This window comes from Staphylococcus shinii, assembly GCF_017583065.1.
Lineage (GTDB): Bacteria > Bacillota > Bacilli > Staphylococcales > Staphylococcaceae > Staphylococcus > Staphylococcus shinii.
Genome location: NZ_JAGEVL010000008.1, coordinates 66,954 through 93,279 on the forward strand (window position 1 = coordinate 66,954; position 26,326 = coordinate 93,279).

29 protein-coding genes, 2 tRNA genes and 1 riboswitch are annotated in these 26,326 nt (G+C 32.0%); of the genes, 27 read left to right on the plus strand and 4 right to left on the minus strand.

Features of this window, described 5'->3' with window-relative positions; all coding sequences use genetic code 11:
• Window positions 1–241 precede the first annotated feature (241 nt).
• The 6 genes from J5E45_RS12620 (at window position 242) to yidC (ending at window position 5,254) form a co-directional block, all read left to right on the plus strand.
• On the plus strand, window positions 242–946 hold the full coding sequence (locus J5E45_RS12620; protein ID WP_039069056.1) for a transglycosylase family protein: 705 nt from the start codon (window positions 242–244) through the stop codon (window positions 944–946).
• 251 nt (window positions 947–1,197) lie between these two features.
• A riboswitch (TPP riboswitch) is annotated at window positions 1,198–1,296 on the plus strand.
• A 75-nt stretch (window positions 1,297–1,371) separates the two neighbouring features.
• Window positions 1,372–2,052, plus strand: coding sequence for a thiaminase II (gene tenA, locus J5E45_RS12625; RefSeq protein WP_039069055.1), 681 nt, complete (start codon window positions 1,372–1,374; stop codon window positions 2,050–2,052).
• Between the two features lies 1 nt (window position 2,053).
• Window positions 2,054–2,875, plus strand: a complete 822-nt coding sequence (gene thiD / locus J5E45_RS12630; RefSeq protein WP_069792682.1) for a bifunctional hydroxymethylpyrimidine kinase/phosphomethylpyrimidine kinase — start codon at window positions 2,054–2,056, stop codon at window positions 2,873–2,875.
• Complete coding sequence (gene thiM, locus J5E45_RS12635) at window positions 2,868–3,656, plus strand: hydroxyethylthiazole kinase (protein WP_069792681.1); 789 nt, start codon at window positions 2,868–2,870, stop codon at window positions 3,654–3,656. Before thiD ends, thiM begins: the two co-directional genes overlap by 8 nt.
• 2 nt (window positions 3,657–3,658) lie before the next feature.
• Complete coding sequence (thiE, locus tag J5E45_RS12640) at window positions 3,659–4,297, plus strand: thiamine phosphate synthase (protein ID WP_039069052.1); 639 nt, start codon at window positions 3,659–3,661, stop codon at window positions 4,295–4,297.
• 87 nt (window positions 4,298–4,384) lie between these two features.
• Window positions 4,385–5,254, plus strand: coding sequence for a membrane protein insertase YidC (gene yidC / locus J5E45_RS12645; RefSeq protein ID WP_069792680.1), 870 nt, complete (start codon window positions 4,385–4,387; stop codon window positions 5,252–5,254).
• 117 nt (window positions 5,255–5,371) lie between these two features.
• Here the strand turns inward: yidC and J5E45_RS12650 are convergent, their stop codons facing one another.
• Window positions 5,372–6,016, minus strand: coding sequence for an HD domain-containing protein (locus J5E45_RS12650; protein WP_039069750.1), 645 nt, complete (start codon window positions 6,014–6,016; stop codon window positions 5,372–5,374).
• 106 nt (window positions 6,017–6,122) lie between these two features.
• A complete protein-coding gene (gene cls, locus J5E45_RS12655) occupies window positions 6,123–7,607 on the minus strand; it encodes a cardiolipin synthase (protein WP_208182304.1) in 1,485 nt (494 codons plus the stop codon).
• Window positions 7,608–7,749: 142 nt separating this feature from the next.
• On the opposite strand from cls, the gene csoR reads away from it, so the two are divergent.
• The 3 genes from csoR to J5E45_RS12670 all read left to right on the plus strand — a co-directional run bounded on the left by csoR (window position 7,750) and on the right by J5E45_RS12670 (window position 8,623).
• Window positions 7,750–8,043: a copper-sensing transcriptional repressor CsoR gene (gene csoR / locus J5E45_RS12660; RefSeq protein WP_039069748.1), complete on the plus strand. Its 294-nt coding sequence runs from the start codon at window positions 7,750–7,752 to the stop codon at window positions 8,041–8,043.
• Window positions 8,044–8,057: 14 nt separating this feature from the next.
• Window positions 8,058–8,261, plus strand: coding sequence for a putative copper chaperone CsoZ (csoZ, locus tag J5E45_RS12665; RefSeq protein ID WP_039069747.1), 204 nt, complete (start codon window positions 8,058–8,060; stop codon window positions 8,259–8,261).
• A gap of 221 nt (window positions 8,262–8,482) precedes the next feature.
• A complete protein-coding gene (locus J5E45_RS12670; RefSeq protein WP_017722111.1) occupies window positions 8,483–8,623 on the plus strand; it encodes an Lmo0850 family protein in 141 nt (46 codons plus the stop codon).
• A 433-nt stretch (window positions 8,624–9,056) separates the two neighbouring features.
• Here the strand turns inward: J5E45_RS12670 and J5E45_RS12675 are convergent, their stop codons facing one another.
• Complete coding sequence (locus J5E45_RS12675) at window positions 9,057–10,262, minus strand: FtsW/RodA/SpoVE family cell cycle protein (protein WP_039069746.1); 1,206 nt, start codon at window positions 10,260–10,262, stop codon at window positions 9,057–9,059.
• 251 nt (window positions 10,263–10,513) lie between these two features.
• On the opposite strand from J5E45_RS12675, the gene J5E45_RS12680 reads away from it, so the two are divergent.
• From J5E45_RS12680 to J5E45_RS12725, 10 genes are all read left to right on the plus strand, one after another.
• Complete coding sequence (locus J5E45_RS12680) at window positions 10,514–11,584, plus strand: D-alanine--D-alanine ligase (RefSeq protein WP_039069745.1); 1,071 nt, start codon at window positions 10,514–10,516, stop codon at window positions 11,582–11,584.
• 12 nt (window positions 11,585–11,596) lie between these two features.
• Window positions 11,597–12,952 carry a UDP-N-acetylmuramoyl-tripeptide--D-alanyl-D-alanine ligase gene (locus J5E45_RS12685; protein ID WP_069792678.1) on the plus strand — a complete coding sequence of 452 codons (1,356 nt, stop codon included), beginning with the start codon at window positions 11,597–11,599 and terminating at the stop codon, window positions 12,950–12,952.
• Between the two features lie 575 nt (window positions 12,953–13,527).
• Window positions 13,528–15,051: a degradosome RNA helicase CshA gene (gene cshA, locus J5E45_RS12690; RefSeq protein WP_039069743.1), complete on the plus strand. Its 1,524-nt coding sequence runs from the start codon at window positions 13,528–13,530 to the stop codon at window positions 15,049–15,051.
• Window positions 15,052–15,240: 189 nt separating this feature from the next.
• Window positions 15,241–15,720: a PH domain-containing protein gene (locus J5E45_RS12695; RefSeq protein ID WP_039069742.1), complete on the plus strand. Its 480-nt coding sequence runs from the start codon at window positions 15,241–15,243 to the stop codon at window positions 15,718–15,720.
• Window positions 15,713–17,221 (plus strand): PH domain-containing protein, encoded by a 1,509-nt coding sequence (locus tag J5E45_RS12700; protein WP_039069741.1) that lies wholly within the window; start codon window positions 15,713–15,715, stop codon window positions 17,219–17,221. The genes J5E45_RS12695 and J5E45_RS12700 overlap by 8 nt, the downstream gene beginning before the upstream one ends.
• The gene (locus J5E45_RS12705) at window positions 17,208–17,699 is read left to right on the plus strand and encodes a PH domain-containing protein (RefSeq protein WP_039069740.1); all 492 of its coding nucleotides are present in this window, start codon (window positions 17,208–17,210) and stop codon (window positions 17,697–17,699) included. The genes J5E45_RS12700 and J5E45_RS12705 overlap by 14 nt, the downstream gene beginning before the upstream one ends.
• A 62-nt stretch (window positions 17,700–17,761) precedes the next feature.
• Window positions 17,762–18,124 carry a holo-ACP synthase gene (gene acpS / locus J5E45_RS12710; RefSeq protein ID WP_039069739.1) on the plus strand — a complete coding sequence of 121 codons (363 nt, stop codon included), beginning with the start codon at window positions 17,762–17,764 and terminating at the stop codon, window positions 18,122–18,124.
• A 105-nt stretch (window positions 18,125–18,229) separates the two neighbouring features.
• Complete coding sequence (alr, locus tag J5E45_RS12715) at window positions 18,230–19,378, plus strand: alanine racemase (protein ID WP_039069738.1); 1,149 nt, start codon at window positions 18,230–18,232, stop codon at window positions 19,376–19,378.
• Window positions 19,379–19,465: 87 nt separating this feature from the next.
• Entirely contained in the window at window positions 19,466–19,636 is a 171-nt protein-coding gene (mazE, locus tag J5E45_RS12720; protein ID WP_017722121.1) for a type II toxin-antitoxin system antitoxin MazE, read from the plus strand.
• Window positions 19,633–19,995: a type II toxin-antitoxin system PemK/MazF family toxin gene (locus J5E45_RS12725; RefSeq protein ID WP_039069737.1), complete on the plus strand. Its 363-nt coding sequence runs from the start codon at window positions 19,633–19,635 to the stop codon at window positions 19,993–19,995. The genes mazE and J5E45_RS12725 overlap by 4 nt, the downstream gene beginning before the upstream one ends.
• Window positions 19,996–20,113: 118 nt before the next feature.
• Here the strand turns inward: J5E45_RS12725 and J5E45_RS12730 are convergent, their stop codons facing one another.
• Complete coding sequence (locus J5E45_RS12730; protein WP_157822577.1) at window positions 20,114–20,251, minus strand: hypothetical protein; 138 nt, start codon at window positions 20,249–20,251, stop codon at window positions 20,114–20,116.
• A gap of 96 nt (window positions 20,252–20,347) precedes the next feature.
• Here J5E45_RS12730 and J5E45_RS12735 point away from each other — a divergent pair, with 96 nt between their 5' ends.
• The 8 genes from J5E45_RS12735 to J5E45_RS12770 all read left to right on the plus strand — a co-directional run bounded on the left by J5E45_RS12735 (window position 20,348) and on the right by J5E45_RS12770 (window position 26,239).
• Entirely contained in the window at window positions 20,348–21,349 is a 1,002-nt protein-coding gene (locus tag J5E45_RS12735) for a SpoIIE family protein phosphatase (RefSeq protein WP_039069736.1), read from the plus strand.
• A 79-nt stretch (window positions 21,350–21,428) separates the two neighbouring features.
• On the plus strand, window positions 21,429–21,755 hold the full coding sequence (locus J5E45_RS12740; protein ID WP_029377954.1) for an anti-sigma factor antagonist: 327 nt from the start codon (window positions 21,429–21,431) through the stop codon (window positions 21,753–21,755).
• A gap of 1 nt (window position 21,756) precedes the next feature.
• On the plus strand, window positions 21,757–22,239 hold the full coding sequence (gene rsbW / locus J5E45_RS12745) for an anti-sigma B factor RsbW (RefSeq protein WP_039069735.1): 483 nt from the start codon (window positions 21,757–21,759) through the stop codon (window positions 22,237–22,239).
• Complete coding sequence (gene sigB, locus J5E45_RS12750; RefSeq protein ID WP_039069734.1) at window positions 22,214–22,984, plus strand: RNA polymerase sigma factor SigB; 771 nt, start codon at window positions 22,214–22,216, stop codon at window positions 22,982–22,984. The genes rsbW and sigB overlap by 26 nt, the downstream gene beginning before the upstream one ends.
• Window positions 22,985–23,129: 145 nt before the next feature.
• Window positions 23,130–25,280, plus strand: a complete 2,151-nt coding sequence (locus J5E45_RS12755) for a Tex family protein (protein WP_039069733.1) — start codon at window positions 23,130–23,132, stop codon at window positions 25,278–25,280.
• Complete coding sequence (locus J5E45_RS12760) at window positions 25,273–25,722, plus strand: SprT family protein (RefSeq protein ID WP_039069732.1); 450 nt, start codon at window positions 25,273–25,275, stop codon at window positions 25,720–25,722. The genes J5E45_RS12755 and J5E45_RS12760 overlap by 8 nt, the downstream gene beginning before the upstream one ends.
• A 339-nt stretch (window positions 25,723–26,061) precedes the next feature.
• Window positions 26,062–26,144 (plus strand) — tRNA-Leu (locus J5E45_RS12765).
• A 21-nt stretch (window positions 26,145–26,165) separates the two neighbouring features.
• Window positions 26,166–26,239: transfer RNA gene (locus tag J5E45_RS12770), tRNA-Gly, on the plus strand.
• Window positions 26,240–26,326 lie beyond the last annotated feature (87 nt).

Below are 26,326 nucleotides of genomic sequence, written 5' to 3' on the forward strand. Positions count from 1 at the left end.
AATCAGATAAATTACAATATTATTACATATAGTATAACGAGGGTATATTCCAAAAAACTTTCACAGTAGTATTTAAACAGAAAAAAATTAATTTCAAAATATATTTATATGTAATTTAATCGTAAAGAAACTATAGATTTTTTCACTTCACTGTAACCTACAATGGTTTTATGAATGTTATAGTTGTACTTGCAAATTAATCATAAATAACTTATTTACCTTATAGGAGGACTTTTTTACAATGAAAAAAACAGTAATCGCATCAACTTTAGCAGTCGGACTTGGAGTAACAGGCTTTGCAGCAGGAAATTCTGCTGACGCTTCTGAACAAGGTGTCGACAAAGCTCAATTAGCGCAACAAGCACTAACTAATCCAGAATCATTAAATGAAGCACCAGTTCAAGAAGGTGCGTATGATATTAATTTCACATACAATAACAAAGACTTTAACTTTACTTCAGACGGTGAAAACTTCAGCTGGAACTACGGTGATGCTTCAGGTGAAGGGTCAAATACGTCAGTAGAGCAAACTACAAATAATAATGTACAAGAAGAGCAAGCTCAACCAACTCAAGCTGGATCAGAACAACCAGCACAAGAAGCTGCACCTCAACAAGAAACTACACAACAACCACAACAAGAAGCAACTTCACAATCTTCTGCTAGTTCAAACGAATCAAGCTCAAGTGAAGCTTCAGAAGGTTCATCAGGCGTGAATGCACACTTACAACAAATCGCACAACGTGAATCAGGTGGCGATATTCATGCTACAAACCCATCATCAGGTGCTTCAGGTAAGTTCCAATTCTTACAAAGTACATGGGATTCAGTAGCACCATCTGAATATCAAGGTCAACCAGCTGCTAATGCACCAGAAGCAGTACAAGACGCTGCAGCACAAAAATTATATGATGAAGTTGGCGCTTCACAATGGGTTACTGCATAATATAACAGTAATGAAATGAATTTTAATTTTTAGAAGTCCATGACATAAATAAATGTCATGGGCTTTTTTATCGTTTAGATTATAAGCTGTTGTATTTTATAAAGTTAAAAATAATTGGATTTCCTGTAAGAAATGGATTAATTCAACAAGAACATTTTAGCGAAATAGACTTCAATGTTCACGGCTTTATATAAACCATTTTATTGCAATAGCTAGCGTACTTTGATATGTTTTAAATAAATACAATATATAAAATCTACTAGGGGAGCCTTTAGGCTGAGATGATTTAAGTCAGACCCTTACAACCTGATTTGGTTAATACCAACGTAGGAAAGTAGTTTAATTATAGTTAAATTGCTATACCTTTCTATTAATTAACTACATTCCTAGTTGGAATGTAGTTTTTATTTATAGGAGGAAACCATTTGTTATTTTCAGAAGCTTTAAAAAAAGAGTCTCAACATATCATAGATGATATTTATAATGATCCATTTATTCAAGGGATGTTGCAAGGAGATTTACCCATTGATGCAACGAAATTTTACTTGCGTGCTGACGCATCATATTTAAAGGAATTTGCAAATATATATGCATTGCTTATTCCAAAAGTGAATAAACTAGAAGACGTGAAATTTTTAGTGGAACAAATTCAGTTTATTGTTGAAGGTGAAGTAGAAGCACATGAAATATTAGCTGAATATGTTGGAGAAAATTATGATAATATTGTAAGCGAAAAGGTATGGCCACCAAGTGGTGATCATTACATTAAACACATGTATTTTAATGCGTATGCAAAAGAAAATGCCGCATATACAATTGCTGCTATGGCACCTTGTCCATACGTCTATCAAGCGATTGCTCAACGTGCTTTACAGGATAAGCAATTAAATAGAAATTCAATATTAGCAAAATGGTTCGACTTTTATAGTACTGAAATGGATGAACTAGTCGATGTATTTGACAAATTCTTGAATAAACTAACTGAAGCATGTACTGTGGATGAAAAGCATGAAATAAAAATGTGCTTTTTACAGAGTACGATTCATGAACGTAATTTCTTTAATATGTCATATATAGAAGAAGACTGGTTATATGGAGGGGAATAAAATGAAAAAACCAAAAATCGCTTTAACTATCGCAGGTACTGACCCAACTGGCGGTGCCGGCGTTATGGCAGATTTAAAATCTTTTCATGCTTGCGGTGTGTACGGTATGGCCACTGTAACAAGTATTGTAGCCCAAAATACGAAAGGCGTTCAACATATCCATAACTTAGAAACACAATGGTTATCTGAACAACTTAGTAGTGTTTTTGATGATGAGTTACCACATGCAATTAAAACAGGGATGATTGCATCTAAAGATATGATGAAAGTCATCCAAGGGTATTTAGAAAAGTATCCTAATATACCATATGTTATAGATCCAGTTATGCTAGCAAAAAGTGGAGATTCATTGATGGATGACGATGCTAAAAAGGATTTGCAAAATATTTTATTACCTTTTGCTACAGTGGCAACGCCTAATTTACCTGAAGCAGAAGAAATCACTGGATTGACCATAGAAGATGAAGCATCTATTTATAAAGCAGGTGAAATTTTTATAAATGAGATTGGTAGTAAAGGTGTTGTGATTAAAGGTGGGCATGCTGAAGATTTAGATGTAGCTAAAGACTACTTATTTACCAAAGATAATGTTTATACTTTTGAGGATCCACGTTATGAAACGAAACATACACATGGTACAGGTTGTACATTTTCAGCAGTAATCACTGCCGAACTTGCGAAAGGTAAATCAATTTATGAAGCCGTGAAAAAAGCCAAAGCCTTTATTTCATTAAGTATCAAGTATACACCTGAAATCGGTCAGGGTAGAGGACCAGTAAACCATTTCGCATATCTGAAGAAAGTAGGTTTAGATGATGAATAGCTTGAATTTATTAAGAGAAAACAATCCGTTAGTTATTTGTTATACGAATGATGTAGTGAAGAATTTTACAGCCAATGGCTTATTAAGCATAGGCGCAAGTCCAGCTATGAGTGAAGCACCAGAAGAAGCAGTTGATATGCTGACTTATGCGAATGCATTATTAATCAATATTGGTACACTGACGAAAGCTAGAGAAGCTGACATTTTAAAGATTGCTAAAACTGCAAACCAAATAGGTACCCCTGTCGTTTTTGACCCTGTAGCGGTAGGCGCTTCTCAATATAGAAAAGATTTTTGCGCAACTTTTTTGAAAGAAATTGATGTTACTGTAATCAAAGGTAATGCGTCAGAAATTTTAGCGTTGATGGATACAGATACGAAAATGAAAGGAACAGATAGTGACCAAGACTTGGATGCGATTACTATTGCTAAAAATGCATATAATCTATTTAATACAGCGATAGCCATAACAGGTGAAGTGGATGTTGTAGTCCAAGACAATCAAATTTATAAATTATCTAACGGGTCACCATTACTTGCGAAAGTAACAGGCGCTGGTTGTTTATTAGGTGCAGTTATTGCTAGTTTTTTAAATAAAGATAACAAAGTGACTATAGAAATGTTGATAGAGGCTATATCAATTTATAATATAGCTTCAGAACAAGCAGAACAAAATTCAAAAAATAACGGACCCGGTTCATTTATGGTTGAGTTATTAAACGCACTTTATCATATTAAATATGATCACTATTTAAAAATGAGTAATAGGCAAGAGGTGTAACTATGTTTGATAAAGATAGTCTAAAAGTATATTTTATTTGTGGAACGCAAGATATACCTTCATCAAAATCAATAAAAGAAGTTGTGAAAATAGCATTAGATTCAGGAATAACTATGTTTCAATATAGAGAAAAGGGTGACGGCGCTTTAATTGGGAATGATAAGCGTGAAATGGCCCAACAGTTATTAGAATTATGTCAGTCTTATAATGTACCTTTTATAGTAAATGATGATGTGGCATTAGCTGAAAATATTAATGCTGATGGCATTCATGTAGGACAAAATGATATGAAAGTTACGGAGTTTGCACAAAAATTTAAAAATAAAATTATTGGTTTAAGTATTAGTGATGTTAATGAATATCAACAATCTGATTTAACTTATGTTGATTATATCGGCGTTGGACCTATGTATGCTACTAATTCTAAAAAGGATGCGAACTTACCAGTAGGTCCCGAAATGATACCTAAATTACGCAGCTATATTGAGGATTTTCCACTCGTTGCAATAGGTGGTATCACGGTTGATAATACTAAAGAAATAATTCAAGCTGGAGCTGATGGTGTATCAATCATTTCTGCAATTAGTAAAAGCGCTAATGTAAGTAAGACAGTTAGACAATTTTTACAAAATGTTGATTAAAGTATAAAAATTTCTTTTTTTGTTTTCTACTTCCCTTCTAATATGATAAAATAAATTCTATGTGAATATATCATTAGAGGTGGAAAAATGAAGAAGAAAGCGCTACTCCCTTTATTATTAGGTGTAATGGTCTTTTTAGCAGGCTGTGACTATTCAAAACCTGGAAATAGAGATGGATTTTTCTATAACACGTTCGTAGAGCCGATGGACAAAGTTATACATTGGTTAGGAACTAGTTTTAATAATGACTATGGTCTAGCAATCATAGTACTTGTATTGGCGATTCGTGTAGTATTATTGCCATTCATGTTATCAAACTATAAAAACAGTCACATGATGCGTGAAAAAATGAAGATTGCAAAACCAGATATTGATGCAATTCAAGAAAAGGTTAAACGTTCACGTACGCAAGAAGAGAAAATGGCAGCAAACCAAGAAATGATGGAAGTTTATAAAAAATATGATATGAACCCTATGAAGAGCATGTTAGGTTGTTTACCAATCTTAATCCAAATGCCGATTATTATGGGATTATTCTTCGTATTAAAATACCCTTCAAGTGGAGGTTTTACTGAACATCCTAACTTTTTATGGTTTAATTTAGCCCAACCAGATATTTGGATTACAATTATTGCAGGTATTTTATACTTCTTACAAGCGTATGTTTCAAGTAAGAGTATGCCAAACGAACAACGTCAAATGGGTTATATGATGATGGTCATCTCACCTATAATGATTGTGTGGATTGCATTGAGCTCTGCATCTGCGTTAGGTTTATATTGGTCCGTCAGTGCGGCATTCTTGATTGTACAAACACAAGTAGCGAATATGTACTATTCAAAACTTGCTAAAAAAGAAGTGGCACCGATGATTGAAGCAATGGAGAAAAACAAAGCAGATTCAGCTGGTAAAGGTAAAAATACACAAGTAGTATCTAAGAAAAACAAAAAGAAATAAAGTAAGCACCAGGAATTAGGTTCCTAGATATAAAAAGCAACCCGGACTAATAGTTAATTAGTTCGGGTTGCTTTTTGATTTGGAAAGCTTTTTGATTGTTTAAATTTAATGTTACAACTAGTACCATTCACTAAAAAATTGTTCGACAAATTGTTCCATATATTTATGGCGTTGTTGTGCGATTTGCTTTGCAGTAGTTGTGTGCATTAAATCTTTAAGATTAAATAACTTTTCATAAAAATGCTTAATAGCAGAAGGCTGCCATTCGCTATAAAAAGAGGCATCGACTTCGTTAATACGTTTTGTATCATGTTCTACCCACATAGGCTCTTTAAAATGACCGGAAAATTGAAAAGTTCTAGCAATACCAATAGCACCAATAGCATCTAATCTATCAGCATCCCTTACAATTTGACCTTCAATAGATAATGGTACGTAATTATTTCGTCCATTCTTATAACTAATATGTTCTATGATATGTAAGATTTGGTGCTGCTGCTCGGATGCTATTTGTAAGTTTCTTAGAAAATTTTCCAAATTCTGCAATGCTTTATGAGTATTTGTAAGTTTTGAATCAATGGTGTCATGCAACAAGCTTGCTAGTTGGATTGTTAACAAATCACCTGCTTGTTCTTGTTCTGAAATGTATGTTGCCATATTAACAACACGGTTAACGTGAGCGATGTCATGACCAGTCGTATCGTCAACATGAAACTGAACCATATAATCATTAGCCTGATTAAGTATGTCTGTATGATTCAAAATAAAATCACCTCTAAAGTTGTATGTTGATGAATATATACTATTTATAAAATAAAGGTCTAAGTTGTTTTACGATTATAAACATTATCTTAAACCTCATAACAAACTATAATATAGGAGATAACAATCTAGAAATACCTTCCTTAAATTTAATCCATAAGTTTCGCTGTTGGTAAATTTCTTTAGTTAATCTATAGGATACTTCCAAGTCTTTTTCAAATGCTAATCTTAATTCTTTTGCTATATGCGTATCGTAAATAAAGGCATTAATTTCAAAGTTCAATGTAAAGCTACGATGATCCATATTAGTAGTACCTACACTTGCAACTTCATCATCAATCACTAATGTTTTTGAATGTAAGAATCCATTATTATAATGGAAAATATTTACACCTGCATCTAATAAAGAAGCAACGTTATTATATGTTGCCCAATAAACAAATGGATGGTCAGGTTTATTAGGGATCATAATACTAACATCAACACCACCAAGCGCTGCAATTTTTATTGCATCTAAAAATGATTGGTCTGGGATAAAGTAAGGCGATTGAATATGAATAGACTGTTTTGCTGAAGCAATCATTTTTAAATAACCATACTTAATTTGTTCCCAGGTTTCATCTGGACCACTGGATGCTATTTGTACACCGATAGTACCGCCAAAATCTACATCAGGGAAATAGCGATCAGCATATTTGAGATTATCACGAGTAGCTTGCGAGTTCCAATCTAGCATGAAACGTAATTGTAAGGCGTTGACAGCATCACCAACGATACGTAAATGAGTATCTCTCCAATAACCAAACTTTTTCTTCTTACCTAAATATTCTTCTCCGACATTAAAACCACCAACATAACCAATATGACCATCAATAATAACAATTTTTCTGTGATTCCGATTATTCATTCTCAGATTGATTAATGGCAATTTAGAAGGGAAAAATGCTTCTACTTGCCCTCCATTTTTTCTAAAAGATTTAAAATCTTTCAGCGATAAACCTCTGGACCCCATATCGTCATAAAGCATTTTAACTTCTATGCCTTGTTCAAGCTTACGTTCGAGAGCATTTAGTATAAGTTTGCCAAGTGAGTCATTTCTAAAAATATAGTATTGAATATGGATATAGTCAGTTGCTTCCTCTATATCTTTAAGAAGAGAATCAAATTTTTTCTTACCATCAGTAAAGATTTTAATTTCATTATCTGTTGTTAAGAAAGCAGCATTATTATATAACAACATTTGAACCATATCTTTAAACTTCACGATTTGATGATTGCCTTTAGAAAAATTATCATTCTTTAAGGCTTCTAGTTGTTCACTTACAATCATTTCAATACCGATTTTATCATCTTCATCCAATGAGAAGATGTGATCGCGCTGAATTTGTCTTCCAATAAATAGGTAAATAATAAAACCTAAGATAGGAATTAACACAAGGACTAAAAGCCAAGCCCATACCGAACCAGCTGATCTTCGTTCCATAAAAATAATTGTAAACGCAAAGATAAGGTTTAATATAAATGAAGTAATCAAAATGATGTTAATCACTACATTAGTATAATTGAGTGACATTGAAAATATTTCTATCATATTAAACCTCCAAAATACAATTAATAAATTTTTAACTAGTGAAAGTCTTAACTATTGTAACATGTTCATAGGCTTTTATCACTTGACTAATACCTATAAGGGGTATATCATATGTATGATATAAGTAGGAGGTGTTGAGAAAGTGACAGAAATTCAAAAAGCGCATCATTCAGAACAAATAAAATCAAATTTGAAATCAAGGCTTAACAGAATAGAAGGGCAAGTACGAGCAATTAATCGAATGATAGATGAAGATGTTTATTGTGATGACGTGCTTACTCAAATTAGAGCGACGCGTTCTGCATTAAACAGTGTAGCAACTAAATTGTTGGATCATCATATGAAAAGTTGTATCATGGATAAAGTGGAAAAAGGTCAACAAGAGGAAGCGATGGAAGAACTATTAGTAACTTTTCAAAAATTAATGAAAGATTAGGAAAGGTGACAAGAGTGCAATCAAAAGTAATTAATATTTCAGTCATTAATACAGAGCAACAACAATATCAAATAAAACAACAGTTAATGAATGTTATAGGCGTCCACAATGTTGCTATCGATAGTGATAAAGGTGAAATACTTATTGATTTCGAAACACCTGCGAGTTTAAATAATTTAGAAAAAGAAATTTATGATCTTGGTTATCAAATATTATAACAAACTAAATTTAAAGTGAATTATCTTACAATTTGAGTTTAAATAGCTTTAGTATAGTTATAAAATGTAAAATTACAACAGAAAAAACTAAAGTTTAAATGAAATATTACAATAAAAATCACTATTTTTTTGAAGTAAATTAAAAAAATTGAATATAATGTGGTATTTTATATTTAAAAAGGGTAAGATATAGTAGAAGCTAGAAATTTAGGGGTGATGATATGAATAAAGATAACGAAAAAATTCAAAATGTAGTTAAACTATTATCATCATTAGGGGTAAACATAAAGAAAACCAAATCACGATTAGAAGTTATGCATACTCTACCAACAACTGTGAAAACCGCTAACGAATTGAAATAGTCAAGTTACCCAATGAAGTGATTGGAGCCAATGGTTCTAGTCGCTTTTTTTATTTGACGCTATAAGAAACAGGATTGATATAATAATCAGTCCTGTTTTTTGATGAAAAATAGCGCATATATTATATTTGATTTTAAAAAATACGCCCCTGAAAGCTATATTTTTGTATAACTTTAGAGGCGTATATTTGTAATTTGGGTTGATTGTTATCTATGTGATAGATAATTGGATTAAAGTTATTAGTAGTTTATACATGGGCTTTATCTCGGAGAGTCCAAAGGCAACACTACGCTATTGAAAAACTTTTCGATTTTAATAATCAACGGAGTTGTTGATTATATAAGTCTAATTCTAGAATTGTTTTGTGTATTAATGTTGCGTTGTTGTGTTTTGTTTATAGACGAAGCATTATATTACGAAAACGTAATGTAACTTAAGTCTTTGATCTAGTTAACGGAGTTGTTGATGAAAATTGTTTCGGTTGGTGATAAGTGAACGATAATATAACACCGATTCCGCACATCAAACTCCATAATGAACTACCACCGTAACTAATAAATGGCAATGGTATACCTGTTATTGGCAACAGCTGAATAGTCATTCCTATGTTTTGTAACACGTGGAATAAAATAAGGGCAGCGTATCCAATAATAAATAGTTTACTAAAGGGTAATTCAAATTTCGTAGCAAGTCTAACTAAATGGAATATAAAGGCTAAGAAAACTAATATTAAGATAACAGAACCAATAAATCCAAATTCTTCACCGATAACGGAAAAGATAAAATCTGTATGGTTTTCTGGAATATAAACTTCACCATGGTTAAATCCTTTACCGAACAGTTGGCCCGATCCAATAGCTTTAAGAGATTCGGTTAAATGGTAACCATCACCACTACTATAAGTATATGGGTCGAGCCAAGAATTAATACGTCCCATTTGATATGTTTTGATACCGAAACTATTTTCAATTAGCGAAGGCTTGTAAATGATTGAAAGAATAATGCTAGATGCAAAGACGATTCCTGTAATAAATACAGGTGCTAATATCTTCCAAGAAATACCACTTACAACGATAATCCCTACTATAATAGCGCAAAGTACCAACATAGTTCCTAAATCATTTTGCAATAATATCAGACCCATTGGGATAATTGAAATACCTGCAATTTTTAATAATAGTTTAAAATCAGTCTCTAATGATTTATTAAAGGTGAATTGATTATGTCTAGAAACTAACTTGGCGAGGGCTAATATGAGTACAATTTTCATGAATTCTGAAGGTTGTACACTAATTGGTCCCAATTTATACCAACTTTTCGCTCCATTAATGATAGGTGTGATAGGTGTTTCTGGAATAATGAGTAGTATAAATAAGGCTATACAAAGTAAAAAATACAACAAGTATGTATATTTCATTAATTTTTTAGGTGATACAAGCATGATTAAACACGCGATTAGACCGCCTAATACGTAATATAAAATCTGTCTTATGCTAAAATTGGCGCTATATTGACCGCCACCCATAGCTGAATTAATAATTGTGACACTTATTATTGCTAATAATACGAGGATACCTATTAAAACCCAGTCAATCCGCCGTATCCAATGGTTATTTTTTAATTGACGTGAAATTCTCATTTCTTACCCCTTTAAACTACTTAGATTTCTTTATATTTGTATTATATTTAGATTTTACCGAACTTTAGCATATTTTGCTAGAATGAGGGTGCTTTATTTAGAAAATTATAATTATTATGATACTGTAAAACTTTAAAAATATACTCAAGATACCTTTGAAAAATAAATGCTTTTTATACTACTAAACAAATGCAAAAAATTATTAAATCGTGATATGATGTAGTTTAAGAATTGTATATGGAGGCTAAAATATGGCTAAGGAAAATGTATGTATCGTATACGGAGGAAAAAGTGCAGAACATGATGTTTCAATATTAACAGCACAAAATGTTTTGAATGCTATTGATAAAGCACAATATCAAGTAGATATTATTTACATAACAAATGATGGTGCATGGAAAAAGAAAGAAAATATCGTAGACACTATAAATGATATAGACACTTTACGTTTAACAGAAGTTGAAGCGGGAGAAATATCCCAATTGCTTAACGTAGGTAGTACTGGCAATCCTTATAGTGCTGTTTTCCCTGTATTACATGGGCCAAATGGTGAGGATGGTACAATCCAAGGTTTGTTTGAAGTATTGGATATACCTTATGTAGGTAATGGCGTTTTAGCTGCCTCAAGTTCAATGGATAAATTAGTAATGAAACAACTTTTTGCACACAGAGGTTTACCTCAATTGCCATATGTGAGTTTTTTAAGAAGTGAATATCATAAATATGAAGGTAATATCTTGAAATTGGTTCATGATAAATTAGAATATCCAGTGTTTGTTAAACCAGCTAACTTAGGCTCAAGTGTAGGAATTAGTAAATGTAATAATGAAGAAGAATTAAAAGTTGGTATTGAAGAAGCTTTTCAGTTTGACCGTAAGTTAGTTATTGAACAGGGGATTGATGCTAGAGAAATCGAAGTTGCTGTATTGGGTAATGATTATCCAGAAACAACTTGGCCAGGAGAGGTCGTTAAAGATGTTGCGTTCTACGATTATAAATCAAAATACAAAGATGGAAAGATTAGATTAGAAATTCCAGCTGACCTAGATGAAGAAGTTCAAATGACTTTAAGAAATATGGCTGTAGAAGCATTTAAAGCAACTGACTGTTCAGGTTTATTACGTGCCGATTTCTTTGTTACTGAAGATAATCAAATTTTCATAAATGAGACTAATGCTATGCCAGGATTTACTGCATTTAGTATGTATCCTAGTCTTTGGGAAAATATGGGCGTGTCCTACGCAGATTTGATTAAAAAATTAATTGAATTAGCTAAAGAAAAACACAAAGATAAAAAACAAAATAAATACAAAATTGATTGAGGCGGATAAATTATGATTGAGGTAACGTTAGAACAAATTCAAGAATGGATTCCTTGTGAAATTGATAATGAGTATATGGACCAAGGTATACAAGGTATTTCTATTGATTCACGCGATATTAAAAGTCAAAATTTATTTATTCCGTTTAAAGGTGAGAACGTTGATGGACATAAATATGTAGCACAAGCATTAAAAGATGGTGCAGGTGCTTCGTTTTACCAAAAAGGGATGCCATTAGATGAACGTGTTGATGGCCCGATTATATGGGTCGAAGATACGTTAACAGCATTACAACAACTTGCAAAAGCTTATTTAGAGTTTGTAAATCCTCAAGTCATTGCAGTTACAGGATCAAATGGTAAAACTACTACTAAAGATATGATTGAAAGTGTGCTAAAACCACAATTTAAAGTTAAGAAAACACAAGGTAATTATAACAATGAAATTGGTATGCCCTTAACTATTTTAGAATTGGATTTAGATACTGAAATATCAATTCTTGAGATGGGAATGTCAGGTTTTCACGAAATTGAATTTTTATCAAATTTAGCGGAGCCTAATATTGCAGTAATAACAAATATTGGTGAGTCACATATGCAAGATTTAGGTTCTAGAGAAGGTATTGCGAAAGCTAAATCTGAAATTACTGTTGGCTTACAACCAGGTGGTTTGTTTATCTATGATGGAGACGAGCCGTTGTTAGAACCTTATGTAAATCAATTAACTAATGTCGACTTAATTAGCATAGGTAAAAATTCAACTAATTCACTTGTAAGTCAAATGGAGTCTATTAATAATGATGGTATTGCATTTACTATTAATGAAGAAGAGCGATTTGAGCTACCAATATTAGGTGAACATAATATGAAAAATGCTACGATTGCGATTGCTGTAGGTAAGAGATTGAATTTGAGTTACGACACAATTTTTAATAATCTAAGTAAAGTTCAATTGACTGGTATGAGAATGCAACAGTATCATACTTCTGATAATTCGTTAGTAATAAATGATGCTTATAATGCAAGCCCGACAAGTATGAAAGCGGCTATTGATACTTTAACAGTGATGGATGGTAGAAAAATATTAGTATTGGGCGATGTATTAGAATTAGGCCCTGATAGCCAAATCATGCATGAACAAGTTGGAAAATATTTAGATGGTAAAGCTATAGATACACTATTTACTTTTGGTACGGAGTCGCAATATATAAGCAATGTAGGCAAACAATATGTTAACCATGTCGAGCATTTTGAGGATAAACAAAAGTTGATCCAAACTATAAAAACATATGTACAACCAGAAGATAAAGTATTAGTAAAAGGTTCAAGAGGCATGAAATTAGAAGAAGTCGTTGAAGTATTAATCTAAGTAAGCTCATATTAAATAACGATATTAATAGCTAAAGTTAGCCATACTATTTAATTTCGTTATCATATATATAACGTATCTTAATATATAAGGCCGGGGCGTAAAATGTCTCGGTCTTAGCTATGCTATTAGCACATGAGATTATTGAATAATATTATAAACAGTTAAGTACAAAGTTAAAATTACTTACACACGATTAAGTTATTAACATGTACATACAATATTATGGAGTTTTATTATAATGTTGGATATATTTAAAAACTTTAAATAAATATATTTAAAGTAAAAGGTAGCTACACTTTAAAACTATACTAATCTGACAATTAACTTAAAAAATTAATTAACAAAATTTTTTCGAAAGTTGAAACTCATATTGGAAAATAAATTTAAACGCTTACAACCTATGTCTTACAAGGTTTAACATGACGATAAGAATATTCAATACACATGATATATCTTATTTAATCAAATTTGGTTTATTGCGATTATATACTTGAGGTGGTACTATAAAGAAGTTGAAGAAACTTAAGTGAACATATATGTATAGAAATACAGATAAATAAAGGAGAATTATATTGCAAAATTTTAAAGAATTAGGGATCTCAGATAAGATGGCAGAAACCCTACAATCCATGGGGTTCGATGAGGCCACTCCTATACAAAAAGAGAGTATCCCTCTTGCCTTAGAAGGCAAAGATGTTCTTGGTCAAGCGCAGACTGGTACAGGTAAAACAGGCGCATTTGGTATTCCATTAATTGAAAAAGTGGCAGACCAAGAAGGCGTTCAATCATTAATCCTTGCACCAACGAGAGAATTAGCGATGCAAGTTGCAGAATCACTAAAATCGTTTGCTAAAGGACAAAATGTACAAGTAGTTACAGTATTTGGTGGCATGCCAATCGACCGCCAAATCAAAGCGCTTAAAAAAGGACCACAAATCGTAGTAGGTACGCCAGGTCGTGTGATAGATCACTTAAATCGTCGCACATTAAAAACAACTGATATTCATACGTTAATTTTAGATGAAGCGGATGAAATGATGAACATGGGCTTCATCGATGACATGAAATTTATTATGGATAAAATACCTGCAGAACAACGTCAAACTATGTTGTTCTCAGCTACTATGCCTAAAGCAATTCAAACATTAGTACAACAATTCATGAAATCACCTGTTATTGTTAAAACAATGAACAATGAAACATCTGATCCACAAATTGAAGAATTTTATACTATTGTAAAAGAATTAGAAAAATTCGATACATTTACAAGTTTCTTAGATGTACATCAACCAGAACTAGCTATTGTATTCGGTCGTACAAAACGTCGTGTTGATGAATTAACAAGCGCGTTAATTTCAAAAGGATACAAAGCTGAAGGATTACATGGTGATATCACACAAGCAAAACGTTTAGAAGTATTGAAAAAATTCAAAAATGACCAGTTAGACATTTTAGTAGCAACAGATGTTGCAGCAAGAGGCTTAGACATTTCAGGTGTAAGCCATGTTTATAACTTCGATATTCCTCAAGATACTGAAAGTTATACACACAGAATTGGACGTACTGGTCGTGCTGGTAAAAAGGGTGTTGCGATTACATTCGTTAACCCAATTGAAATGGATTATATCCGTCAAATTGAACAAGCAAACAAACGTCAAATGACAGCTTTGAGACCACCTCATCGCAAAGAAGTGCTTAAAGCACGTGAAAACGACATTAAAGGTAAAGTTCAAAATTGGATGTCTAGAGACAGCGAGCCTAGATTACAACGTATTGCTACTGAGTTAATCGAAGAATATAATGATGTGAATTTAGTTGCAGCATTATTGCAAGAGTTGGTTGAATCAAATGATGATGTTGATGTTCAATTAACATTTGAAAAACCGTTATCTCGCGGCAAAGGTCGTCAAGGTAAAGGTGGACCAAAACGTGGTGGTGGCAATCACAAACGTGGCGGTGGCAAATTTGATAACAAAAACCGTCGTTCAAGTAAAGGCGGATTCAACAATAAGAAAAAAAATGACAGACCTTCTTCAGACAGAAACAACAATAAGAAATCAATGAAAGGTCGCACATTTGCCGACCATAAAAAATAGTAAATAATTTATCATATATGAAATTTAGGTTTAATCATCCCAATTATTTGGGGTGATTTTTTGTGTTCATATATAAATTACATATTGTTATCGAAACACAGTTTAATAGATACATTTGATAAAAGGGAAGTGAAGCGTGCAATAGCCTTATGTTATAATGAGTTGAAATCTCAATAGAGGAGTGTATATATGTCGAGCGAACAACTATTTAAGAAAAGTCCTAGCCAAGCATTAACTTACTATTATATTAGTGAGGGACTATCATTTATAGTTAATATGATTATAGCAATTGTCTTAATATTTTTATGGAGTCATTTTAATTGGTGGCATTTTATAATCTACTTAATATACGCATTTATTTTATTTGATATTATATATGCTGTCCTAAAACCTTGGATTACTTATCGGTATACTTATTATCGAATTATGGAAAATTATATAGAAGTTAAATTTGATTTCTTTTTTAAAACTCAAAAAATTGTAAAACTTGAACGTACTCAATTTACTGAACGCAAAAACAACCCAATTTTAAAGAAGCTAGATTTGGCTAAAGTTTCATTAGTTACAGCGGGTCATCGTGTGAGCTTTCCACTAATATCGATTAAAGACTCAAAAGCATTTGAATCAATGACGCTTGGTTATTTGAAAGGAGCTGATTTTGATGTATAAACCACAAAAACTGCATCCCATTTCTTACTTAACAGGTATTATTGAAGCAATTAAGCAAAACATCTTTTTAATCATTATTTTTTTAGTATTTAATATTAGAGATTTTGATTTCACAAATATTTATGCTTATATCTTCCCAGGTATAGTAAGTTTGTTTTTTATTATTTCATTCATAAATCAAGTGCTAAAAGTATATAACACACGCTATTGGATAGAAAATGATCATTTTGTTTTAGCAACAGGTATATTTACAAAAGAAAGAAAAGAATTAAATATTCGTCGTATTCAAACGTTAGACACATCACAAGGCATTATCAATCAATTAGTTGGGGGCGTGAAATTACAAATTAAGACGCCTAGTGATGGTATTGATTTAGATACAGTGTCAAAATCACAAAGTGAAACGATTCAGCAAGCTTTGAGAGATAAGCAAAAAGAATTAATCAATGATAGTGATGAAACGCAAAGTAAGATGGATATTTCGGCAGAAGATGAACATAATACTGAAGTAGATAATCAGCCAGTACATTTATATAAGCTTAACTTTAAAGAATTGTTATTTATGGCACTAACTAGTGGTGCAATAGGTGTTGCATTTGCTGCGCTATCACCAATTATTGGTGGTTTGTCGAACGTCATTCCTTGGGATTGGTTAACGGATGAATTTGCACAAATTTCGCAAGCAATTTTCGTTATAGTGCTCATGATGATAGCAATAGTTATAGCAATAAGTTATATAGTAGGAACATTTATTGTCATTGTACGTAATTTTAATTATACAGTGACGCAAAACAACAATCAGTTAAATATTAAATATGGTCTTTTTAATGTGAAAAGTATTACTGTCCCTACAGATAGAGTGCAGGCAATTGTTGAAAAACAATCATTTTTGAGGAAATTATTTGGCTATACGGCCATCCATTTTGTCATAACAAGTGATATGAACGGTAACGATAAAGATGATGTATCTTTAGATGGCAATGTTATGATTCTTCCATTTATTAAGCGAGATAAAGGCTATGCAATTATCAAAAATTTAATTCCTAATATGTCATTTGAAAAGCCAGAGCAAGGCATGCCTTGGAGAGGTTTCCATAGACATTTTTGGAAGGAGTCAATTGTCATTGTTGTTGGGGCTGTTATTATTAATTATTTTTGGGAGCCTTGGGTGTTCTTGATCGCCGGTATAATAATATTATTATTAATCATACATAGCTATCTTGTTGTTAAGTATTCCGGTTTAAAGGTGGAAAATGACGAAATCGTGATACGCAATGTGACTCTATTTGGATTTAGAAATTCATATTTTAAACATAATAAAATATTAGGGATGGAAATAAAACGCAATCCATTTCTTATTAAAAGTAATTTAGGAAACTTTAATTTTATTATTGCAAAAGCTGCGGGTAATGAAGCAATAGGTCTTGATTTTAATCCGCAGAAGCATGTTCAAATACTTAGGTGTTGGTACTTGAGAGGTGAAAATGATGGAGAACTATAACAATATGCATGAGTCAGGTAAGACAGTGATGCGACTCTCTGCAACTATTACTGTAGCGATTTTGTTAATTGCATTCACTATATTTAACGTGGTCAACTATGTATGGCTTGAATGGATTGATAAAGAGCAGATGAAATGGATTATTATTATTGGAGTTAGTATAGCGCTCGTATATCTAATTATAAGTGTTATTTTCATTCCAATATATAGATATAAAATTTTCAAATATAATATAGATGATAACGTAGTTACAGTTAGAAATGGTTTGTGGTTTGTGTCAGTAATGAAAGTTCCGTTATTTAGAATACAAAATGTAGACACACATGAAGGGATTTTAATGAGGAAATATAAATTAGCAAATCTTACATTATCAACTGCTGGCGGTAATATAAGTATTAAATTTATTAATAAAACAACTGCCACAAGGTTGAAACAACAAATTAAATCCGTAAATAAGGACAAAAACCAGTCAAACTAATTGCTAATTATCTGTTTATAAACAAGTGAATAAAAAGTTATGCAAAAGTAAGGAGAAACGCTATGATACACGGTATAGGTGTGGATTTAATTGAGATTGACAGAATAAAAAAACTTTACCAAAAGCAAGATAAACTTGTGGAACGTATTTTAACAGTAAATGAACAACATAAGTTTAATGGATTTAAAAATGAACACCGTAAAATGGAATTTCTAGCTGGACGTTTTGCATGTAAAGAAGCTTTTAGCAAAGCTTTAGGGACAGGAATTGGTAAAACGGTTGCTTTTAACGATATAGATTGCTTCAATGACGAAAATGGAAAACCTTGCGTTTATTACGGTGATTTTAATGTACATGTGAGTATTACGCATACAGAACACTATGCAATGAGCCAAGTTATTTTAGAAGTTGATGATGTTTTTTAAAAAATTGCAGTATGTTTGATTTGGCTATCTTATTATGAGTGTTATAAAATTAATTTAATATAAAGATATGTATATCATTATAAGCATATAGGAGGTATAAATTTAATGTCTGATAAGTACTATAGATCGTCATACTTGAATGTGGATTTAAATGCCATTGTCTCTAATTTTCAAGTTTTTCAAAAATTACATCCAAATAAAACTGTCATGCCTGTAGTTAAAGCAAATGGGTATGGACTAGGAAGCGTACCAATTGCTAGACAACTTATGGAAAATGGTGCGGAGTTTTTTGCGGTAGCGACGCTTGATGAAGCTATTGAGTTGCGAATGCATGGTATAGATGCAAAGATACTCGTATTAGGTGTAATCCCTTCATATAATATTAGTAAAGCTATCCAACATCGTGTTGCAATTACAGTCCCTTCGAAAGATTGGTTGGTTGATGCGATTCAAGAAATTCCAGAAACAAATGAAAAAGATATTTGGCTACATATTAAATTAGATACTGGTATGGGCAGATTAGGTATGAAAGACGTTGATGAGTACAAAGAGGTTATATCGCTTATCCACTCACAAGAGCATTTAGTATTTGAAGGCGTGTTCACTCATTTTGCATGTGCAGATGAAGCTGGTGAATCAATGAATGAACAACAAGCCCTATTTGAAGAAATAGTTAATCAAGCTGATAAACCAGATTATATACATTCTCAAAACTCAGCAGGTGCATTAATGAAGGATACACAGTTTTGTAATGCAGTTAGGGTCGGCATTTCACTATATGGTTATTATCCATCACAATATGTAAAAACGAATGTTAAAGTACATTTAAAACCTAGCGCACAGTGGATTAGTGAGGTTGTTCAAACTAAAATACTTCAAGCTGGAGAATCAGTAAGTTATGGTAGCGTATATACAGCTGATAAACCAACAAGAATAGGTATTATTCCAGTAGGATATGCAGATGGTTTTCCAAGAATAATGAAAGGCTTTAGCGTGAATGTAAATGGTATCCAATGTGAAATCATTGGAAAAGTATGTATGGATCAGATAATTATAAAAATTCCTGAAGATATAGAAGCAGGAGATAAAGTCATTATTATGGACCATCATAGTGATAACCCACAATCAGCTGAAGCGTTGGCATACCAACAAAAAACTATTAATTATGAGGTTTTATGTAGACTGAGTAGAAGATTGCCGAGGATTTATCATGAGACTAAGGGCTTAGAAATTCGAAATGAATTGCTAAAATAGTATAGTCACTTTATGTAAAATTTGTTATTATATATCTAACAAGAAATCTCGATATATTCTATTTTAGTCACCTGGAGGTCTTTATTCATGGCAAGTTTTAATCAAAGTAGAAACCATAGTATTGAACAACTATTAAAAGAAGGCTATTCTCAAATGGCTGACTTAAATCTCTCCCTTGCAGCAGAAGCCTTTCCATTTGAATGTGAAGCTTGTGATTGCAATGAAGTTTACATTAGCTCCAAGAATAATAATGAATGATGAGAAGAGGAGACGTTTATTTAGCTGATTTGTCACCAGTGCAAGGGTCTGAACAAGGGGGAATTAGACCCGTCGTTATTATACAAAACGATACTGGTAATAAATATAGTCCTACAGTAATTGTGGCTGCAATTACTGGTAGGATTAATAAAGCTAAAATACCTACACATGTAGAAATAGAAAAAAGTAAATATAAACTTGATAAAGATTCTGTTATATTGTTAGAACAAATCAGAACTTTAGATAAAAATAGACTAAAAGAAAAATTAACATATCTTTCTGAGAAAAAAATGAAAGAAGTTAACATTGCTATTGATATAAGTTTAGGATTACATAATATTAGGAATAATAAATCCTAAGTTTCAAGGGGTTACTTAATAAGTAAATATATTAGTAAATGCTAGACATCGATTTGCTATAACATGTAACAACCATTTAATTGTTGAGTTAATTAAGTTTGTTGAATTTTGAATTTTATTATAGTGGTTGGATACCTTTACATAAGATGTCTAAGTGAGAAGCTTTAGGGTATCCTAAAGCTTTTTTAAATATTAAAGTAGAAACTTTTCTAATTATTAATCCAATATAATGAGATGCTAAAGCAATAATCAGCATTTACATATCCTATTTAAAACATACATCAAGAACATAAATTTATGTTACATCCAATGTATGCGATTTATATTTGCATTTTGAGGAGGAAAATACCGCGTGGAAGAATTCAAAAATCAATATAAAACGCTAATTGATAAAAGCTTACATACAAATGATTCAATTGAATTATTAAATGAGTGTAAGCGTTTTACCGAAGAAGTCGTAAAAAAAGATTTATTGCCTGAAGATATCGTGCAAATACATAAAGAGCACATACAAAATCAAAATTTAGATGAAGCGCAAATCTTGAAAACATTTAATGTGTTGAAAGAAATTGTTAAAGGATTCGGTTATAGCTATAGAGACTATAAACAATTAGTAGATCGCTTGCAATATCATGATAAAGAAATTGATTTAGCATCACGTTTACAACAAACAATGTTGAAAACAGATATACCTCAATTTGATAGTATACAAATTGGTGTGATTTCTGTTGCAGCGCAAAAAGTAAGCGGAGATTACTTCAACCTCATTGATCATAAAGATGGTACGATGAGTTTTGCAGTAGCAGATGTCATTGGTAAAGGTATTCCGGCTGCATTAGCCATGAGTATGATAAAGTTTGGTATGGACTCGTACGGACATTCTCAGTTACCAAGTGATGGTTTGAAAAGATTGAATCGTGTGGTAGAAAAAAACGTTAATCAAAATATGTTTGTAACAATGTTTTATGGACTATATGAAGAACTAAATCACTTATTATATTGTAGTTCAGCTGGCCATGAGCCAGGCTACGTCTATCGTGCTGAAACTGAAGCATTCGAAGAAATTACTGTGCGTGGTCGAGTCTTAGGGGTAAGTCAACAGACACGATATAAACAGCAAGAAATTCCGATTTATTTAGATGACTTAGTAATTATATTCACTGATGGTGTGACAGAAGTTAGAAATGAAGCTGGAGACTTTTTAGATAAACATCATCTATTAGATATGATTCATAAATATAAGCATATGCATCCTCAGGATATAGTGCAGCTTCTATATGAGGCTATTTTAAAGATACAGAATCCTGAAAAAAGAGATGATTTAACGATATTAATAATAAAAAGAGTGAATTAGTTTTTGATTATTTAGATTTAAAATTTAACTTTAAGGGTATAAAAGTTATTAATGAGACTATAATTAGGAGTGTAATGTTATGAACCTTAATATTGAAACTGTGACTCATGATACTCATTATGAGGTGAAAGTTGGTGGGGAACTGGATGTTTATACAGTTCCTGAGTTAGAAGAAGTCTTAGTTCCAATGAGACAAGAAGGAACGCATGATATATATGTAAATTTAGAAAATGTTAGTTATATGGATTCGACTGGTTTAGGTTTATTTGTAGGTACATTAAAAGCGCTAAACCAAAATGATAAGGAATTATATATTCTAGGTGTTTCAGATCGAATAAACCGACTATTTGATATTACAGGATTAAAAGATTTGATGCATGTTAATGAAGGAACGGAGGTCGAATAACATGCAACATAAACAGGATTATATTGAAATGCGTTTACCAGCCACAGCAGAATATGTAAGTTTGATACGATTGACCCTATCAGGCGTATTTTCACGCGCAGGTGCTTCATACGATGATATAGAAGATGCCAAAATTGCTGTAAGTGAAGCAGTTACTAATGCAGTAAAACATGCCTATAAAGATAACCCAAATGATGTAGGAATGATAAATCTATGTTTTGAAATTTTTGATAATAAGATAAAAATCGTCATCTCTGACCAAGGAGAAAGTTTTGATTATGAAGAAACGAAAGCCCAATTAGGGCCTTATAAAGAAGATGAAAATATTGATTTCTTAAGAGAAGGAGGTTTAGGTCTGTTTTTAATTGAATCATTAATGGATGAAGTTACGGTTGATAAAAAATCAGGAGTAACAATCAGCATGATAAAGTATATTAAAAAAGAGCAGGTGCGAAATAATGGCGAGAGAGTCGAAATCAGTTAATGATGTATCACCTGAACAAATTAACCAATGGATTACAGAGCACCAAAACAATGAAAACTCTGATGCTCAAGATAAACTTGTAAAGCATTATAGAAAGTTAATCGAATCATTGGCATATAAATATTCTAAAGGTCAATCTCATCATGAAGACCTCGTTCAGGTCGGTATGGTTGGTTTAATCGGTGCAATTAATCGGTTTGACTTGTCCTTTGATAGAAAGTTCGAAGCCTTTTTAGTACCAACCGTAATTGGTGAGATAAAACGTTATTTACGTGATAAAACATGGAGTGTCCATGTACCTAGAAGAATTAAAGAGATAGGACCACGTATTAAGAAAGTAACAGATGAATTAACAAATGAACTTGAGCGCTCACCTTCTATTACAGAAATTGCAGACAGACTTGAAGTGAATGAAGAAGATGTATTAGAAGCAATGGAAATGGGTCAAAGTTATAACGCATTAAGTGTTGATCATTCTATTGAAGCAGATAAAGATGGTTCTACAGTGACATTATTAGATATAATGGGACAACAAGATGATAATTATGATTTAACAGAAAAAAGGATGATATTAGAAAAAATATTACCTATTTTAACTGAAAGAGAAAGACAAATTATTCAATGTACGTTTATCGAAGGTTTAAGTCAAAAAGAAACAGGAGAAAGAATTGGTTTGAGCCAAATGCATGTTTCAAGATTACAAAGAACCGCGATTAAAAAACTTCAAGAAGCTGCGAATAAATAATCATTAAATTCAAAAGGCAGGATCTCTAAACTTAGGGTGCTGCCTTTTTATTTGTAGTTATATAATTAAAATAAAGCGTTAATCAAATATGTTAAAATATATAAGATAGATAAAAATAAATACATAATTGTGAGTGGAGGATTCTATGGATAGTAATTTAATACAATCTATAAGAGATAAATATAATTTTACGACTAAACAAATCAATGCGGTGTTAACATTATTAGAAGATAAAAACACTGTGCCATTTATTGCTCGTTATAGAAAAGAACAAACTGGTGGTTTGGATGAAGTTGAAATTAAACAAATTGATGATGAATATCAATATATGGTTAATCTTCAAAAAAGAAAAGAAGAAGTTATACATAATATAGAAGAACAAGGTTTATTAACAACAGGTCTAAAAAATGATATTTTAAAACAGACTAAACTTCAGAGAGTTGAAGATTTATATAGACCTTTTAAACAGAAAAAGAAAACAAGGGCTACAGAAGCAAAAAGAAAAGGGTTAGAACCACTTGCACAATGGTTAAAACAATCGGCAGTAGAAACTTCGGTCGAAACGAAAGCGCAACAATTTATTACAGAAGAGGTTCCGAATGTAGAAGATGCAATTAAAGGTGCTCAAGATATCATTGCAGAGTTAGTATCAGATGAACCTAAATATAGAAGAAAAATTTTAAAAGATACATTCCAACATGGCAGTATTATCACCCAAAAGAAAAAGAACGCTGAAGATGAGAAGGAAATATTCTCAATGTATTATGACTATACAGAACCGGTGAAAAAGATCGCAAATCACCGTGTATTAGCTGTTAATCGTGGAGAGAAAGAAAAAGTATTAACCGTAAAAGTGGAAATGGACACTCAAGGCATTGAAAACTTTATTCGCGAAAATGAAATAAATGATAAACATGAAGGTACTTATATAATTGAAAACGCTATAAAAGATAGTTTGAAGCGCTTGATTATGCCTTCTATTGAAAGAGAAATAAGAGGGGATTTAACTGAAAAAGCTGAAAATCATGCTATAGATGTGTTTAGCGAAAATTTAAGAAATTTATTGCTACAACCTCCAATGAAAGATAAGCAAATACTAGGTGTAGATCCAGCGTTTAGAACTGGATGTAAACTTGCAGTGATTAATCCATACGGAACTTTTGTTGCAAAAGGTGTTATGTATCCACATCCGCCAATCAATAAAAAAGATGATGCTGAAAAAACATTTATACAATTTGTACAGGCGTATGATGTTGAATTGATTGCTATAGGTAATGGGACAGCTAGCAGAGAAACAGAGCAATTTGTTGCAACAATGATTCAAAAACATAAATTAAATGTACAATATATTATTGTAAACGAGGCCGGTGCATCTGTGTACTCTGCTTCAGAAATAGCAAGAAGTGAATTTCCTGAGTTTCAAGTTGAAGAACGTAGTGCAGTTTCAATTGGTAGAAGAGTACAAGACCCATTAAGTGAACTCGTTAAAATAGATCCGAAATCTATCGGTGTTGGGCAGTACCAACATGATGTAAATCAAAAAGCTTTGGAAGGTGCGCTAACGTTTGTAGTTGAAACGGCAGTTAACCAAGTAGGGGTTGATGTTAATACTGCTTCTCGTTCATTACTACAATATGTTTCTGGTCTGACACCAACTATTGCTCAAAATATAATAGATTATAGAGAAGAAAACGGCGCAATAACACATAATAAAGATATCGCTAAAGTAAAACGATTAGGCGCAAAGACATTTGAACAAAGTATTGGTTTTATGAGAATAGTGGATGGTAAAGAACCATTAGACAATACATCAATTCACCCTGAAAGTTATGAAGTTACTTATCAATTGTTAAAAGAAATTGATATGACTCCCAAAGATTTGGGATCAAAACAACTTAAATCAGTATTAAATCATGTGAATGTTGAATCAACAGCAGAGAAATTAAATATTGGGGAGCCTACATTAGAAGATATAATAAAATCATTAATTGCACCTAATAGAGACCCTAGAGATGAATTTGAAACTCCGATTTTAAAATCAGATGTCCTTTCTATTGAAGATTTATCTAAAAACATGAAACTTCATGGTACTGTTAGAAACGTAGTAGACTTTGGAGCGTTTGTAGATATAGGGGTAAAACAAGATGGTTTAGTACACGTATCCAAATTGTCTAGAAAGTTTATTAAAAATCCAATGGATATTGTAAGTGTTGGGGATATTGTAGATGTATGGATTTTAGATATTGATGAGAAAAAAGGTAAAGTGTCATTAACGATGATAGATCCTAATGGATAACAATGAAATACAACAATTAACTGAAACAATATCTAGAAAGTATTTTGGCTGTGAATTTCAGCATAAAGCATATTTTAATAATAGATTAAAAACTACTGGTGGACGCTATATATTAAATTCACACAATATAGAAATAAATGAAAAGCAATTTATAAAATACGGAGAATCGGCAATTATTGATATTATAAAACATGAATTATGTCACTATCACCTACATATTCAAGGCAAAGGTTATAAACATAAAGACGCAGATTTTAAGGTTTTAAGTAAACAGACAGGGGCGCCTAGATTTTGCGCCCCTTTAGAAAAATACGAAGAACGAGCAAAGTATATCTATAAATGTGAAAACTGTGGTGTTGAGTTTCCGAGAATTAGAAAAGTAAACACAAAGAAAATGGTTTGTGGCAAATGCAAAGGGAAGTTAACCCAAGTAGAAAAATAGAATATTAAGTTGAAGGAATGAGTCTTAATGTTATGTTAAGGCTCAATTTTTTATGTAAAAGAAACTAAAAATACTATTAAATCGAGAAATAAATGAGTATTTTAACAACATAAGTAAAGTATAATATATATGGTTGTTATTTTACTCATTTTAGTTTTTGTTTTATATTGACGTTTAGCTATATATGTTATAAGATAATAAACGTTGAAAAATTAATAACAACTTTCGTTAAAGAAATATTAACTTCATTAATTTGATTTGAAAAGTTATTGACAAAATATTAAGTATATATTACAATAGAATGTGTTACTTAATAGAAGAGAAAAACCGTTTTGCTAAGCGGCCGTGGCGGAACGGCAGACGCGCTAGGTTGAGGGCCTAGTGGGAGTATTCCCGTGGAGGTTCAAATCCTCTCGGCCGCATCAAATACCTTATTTAAATAAGCGGGTGTAGTTTAATGGCAAAACCTCAGCCTTCCAAGCTGATGTTGTGGGTTCGATTCCCATCACCCGCTCCATATAGAAATTTTAATGAACATTGAAAACTGAATTGCAATATGTCAACGTTAATTCCGAACACAACATTAAATTGTTGGTTCAAAACA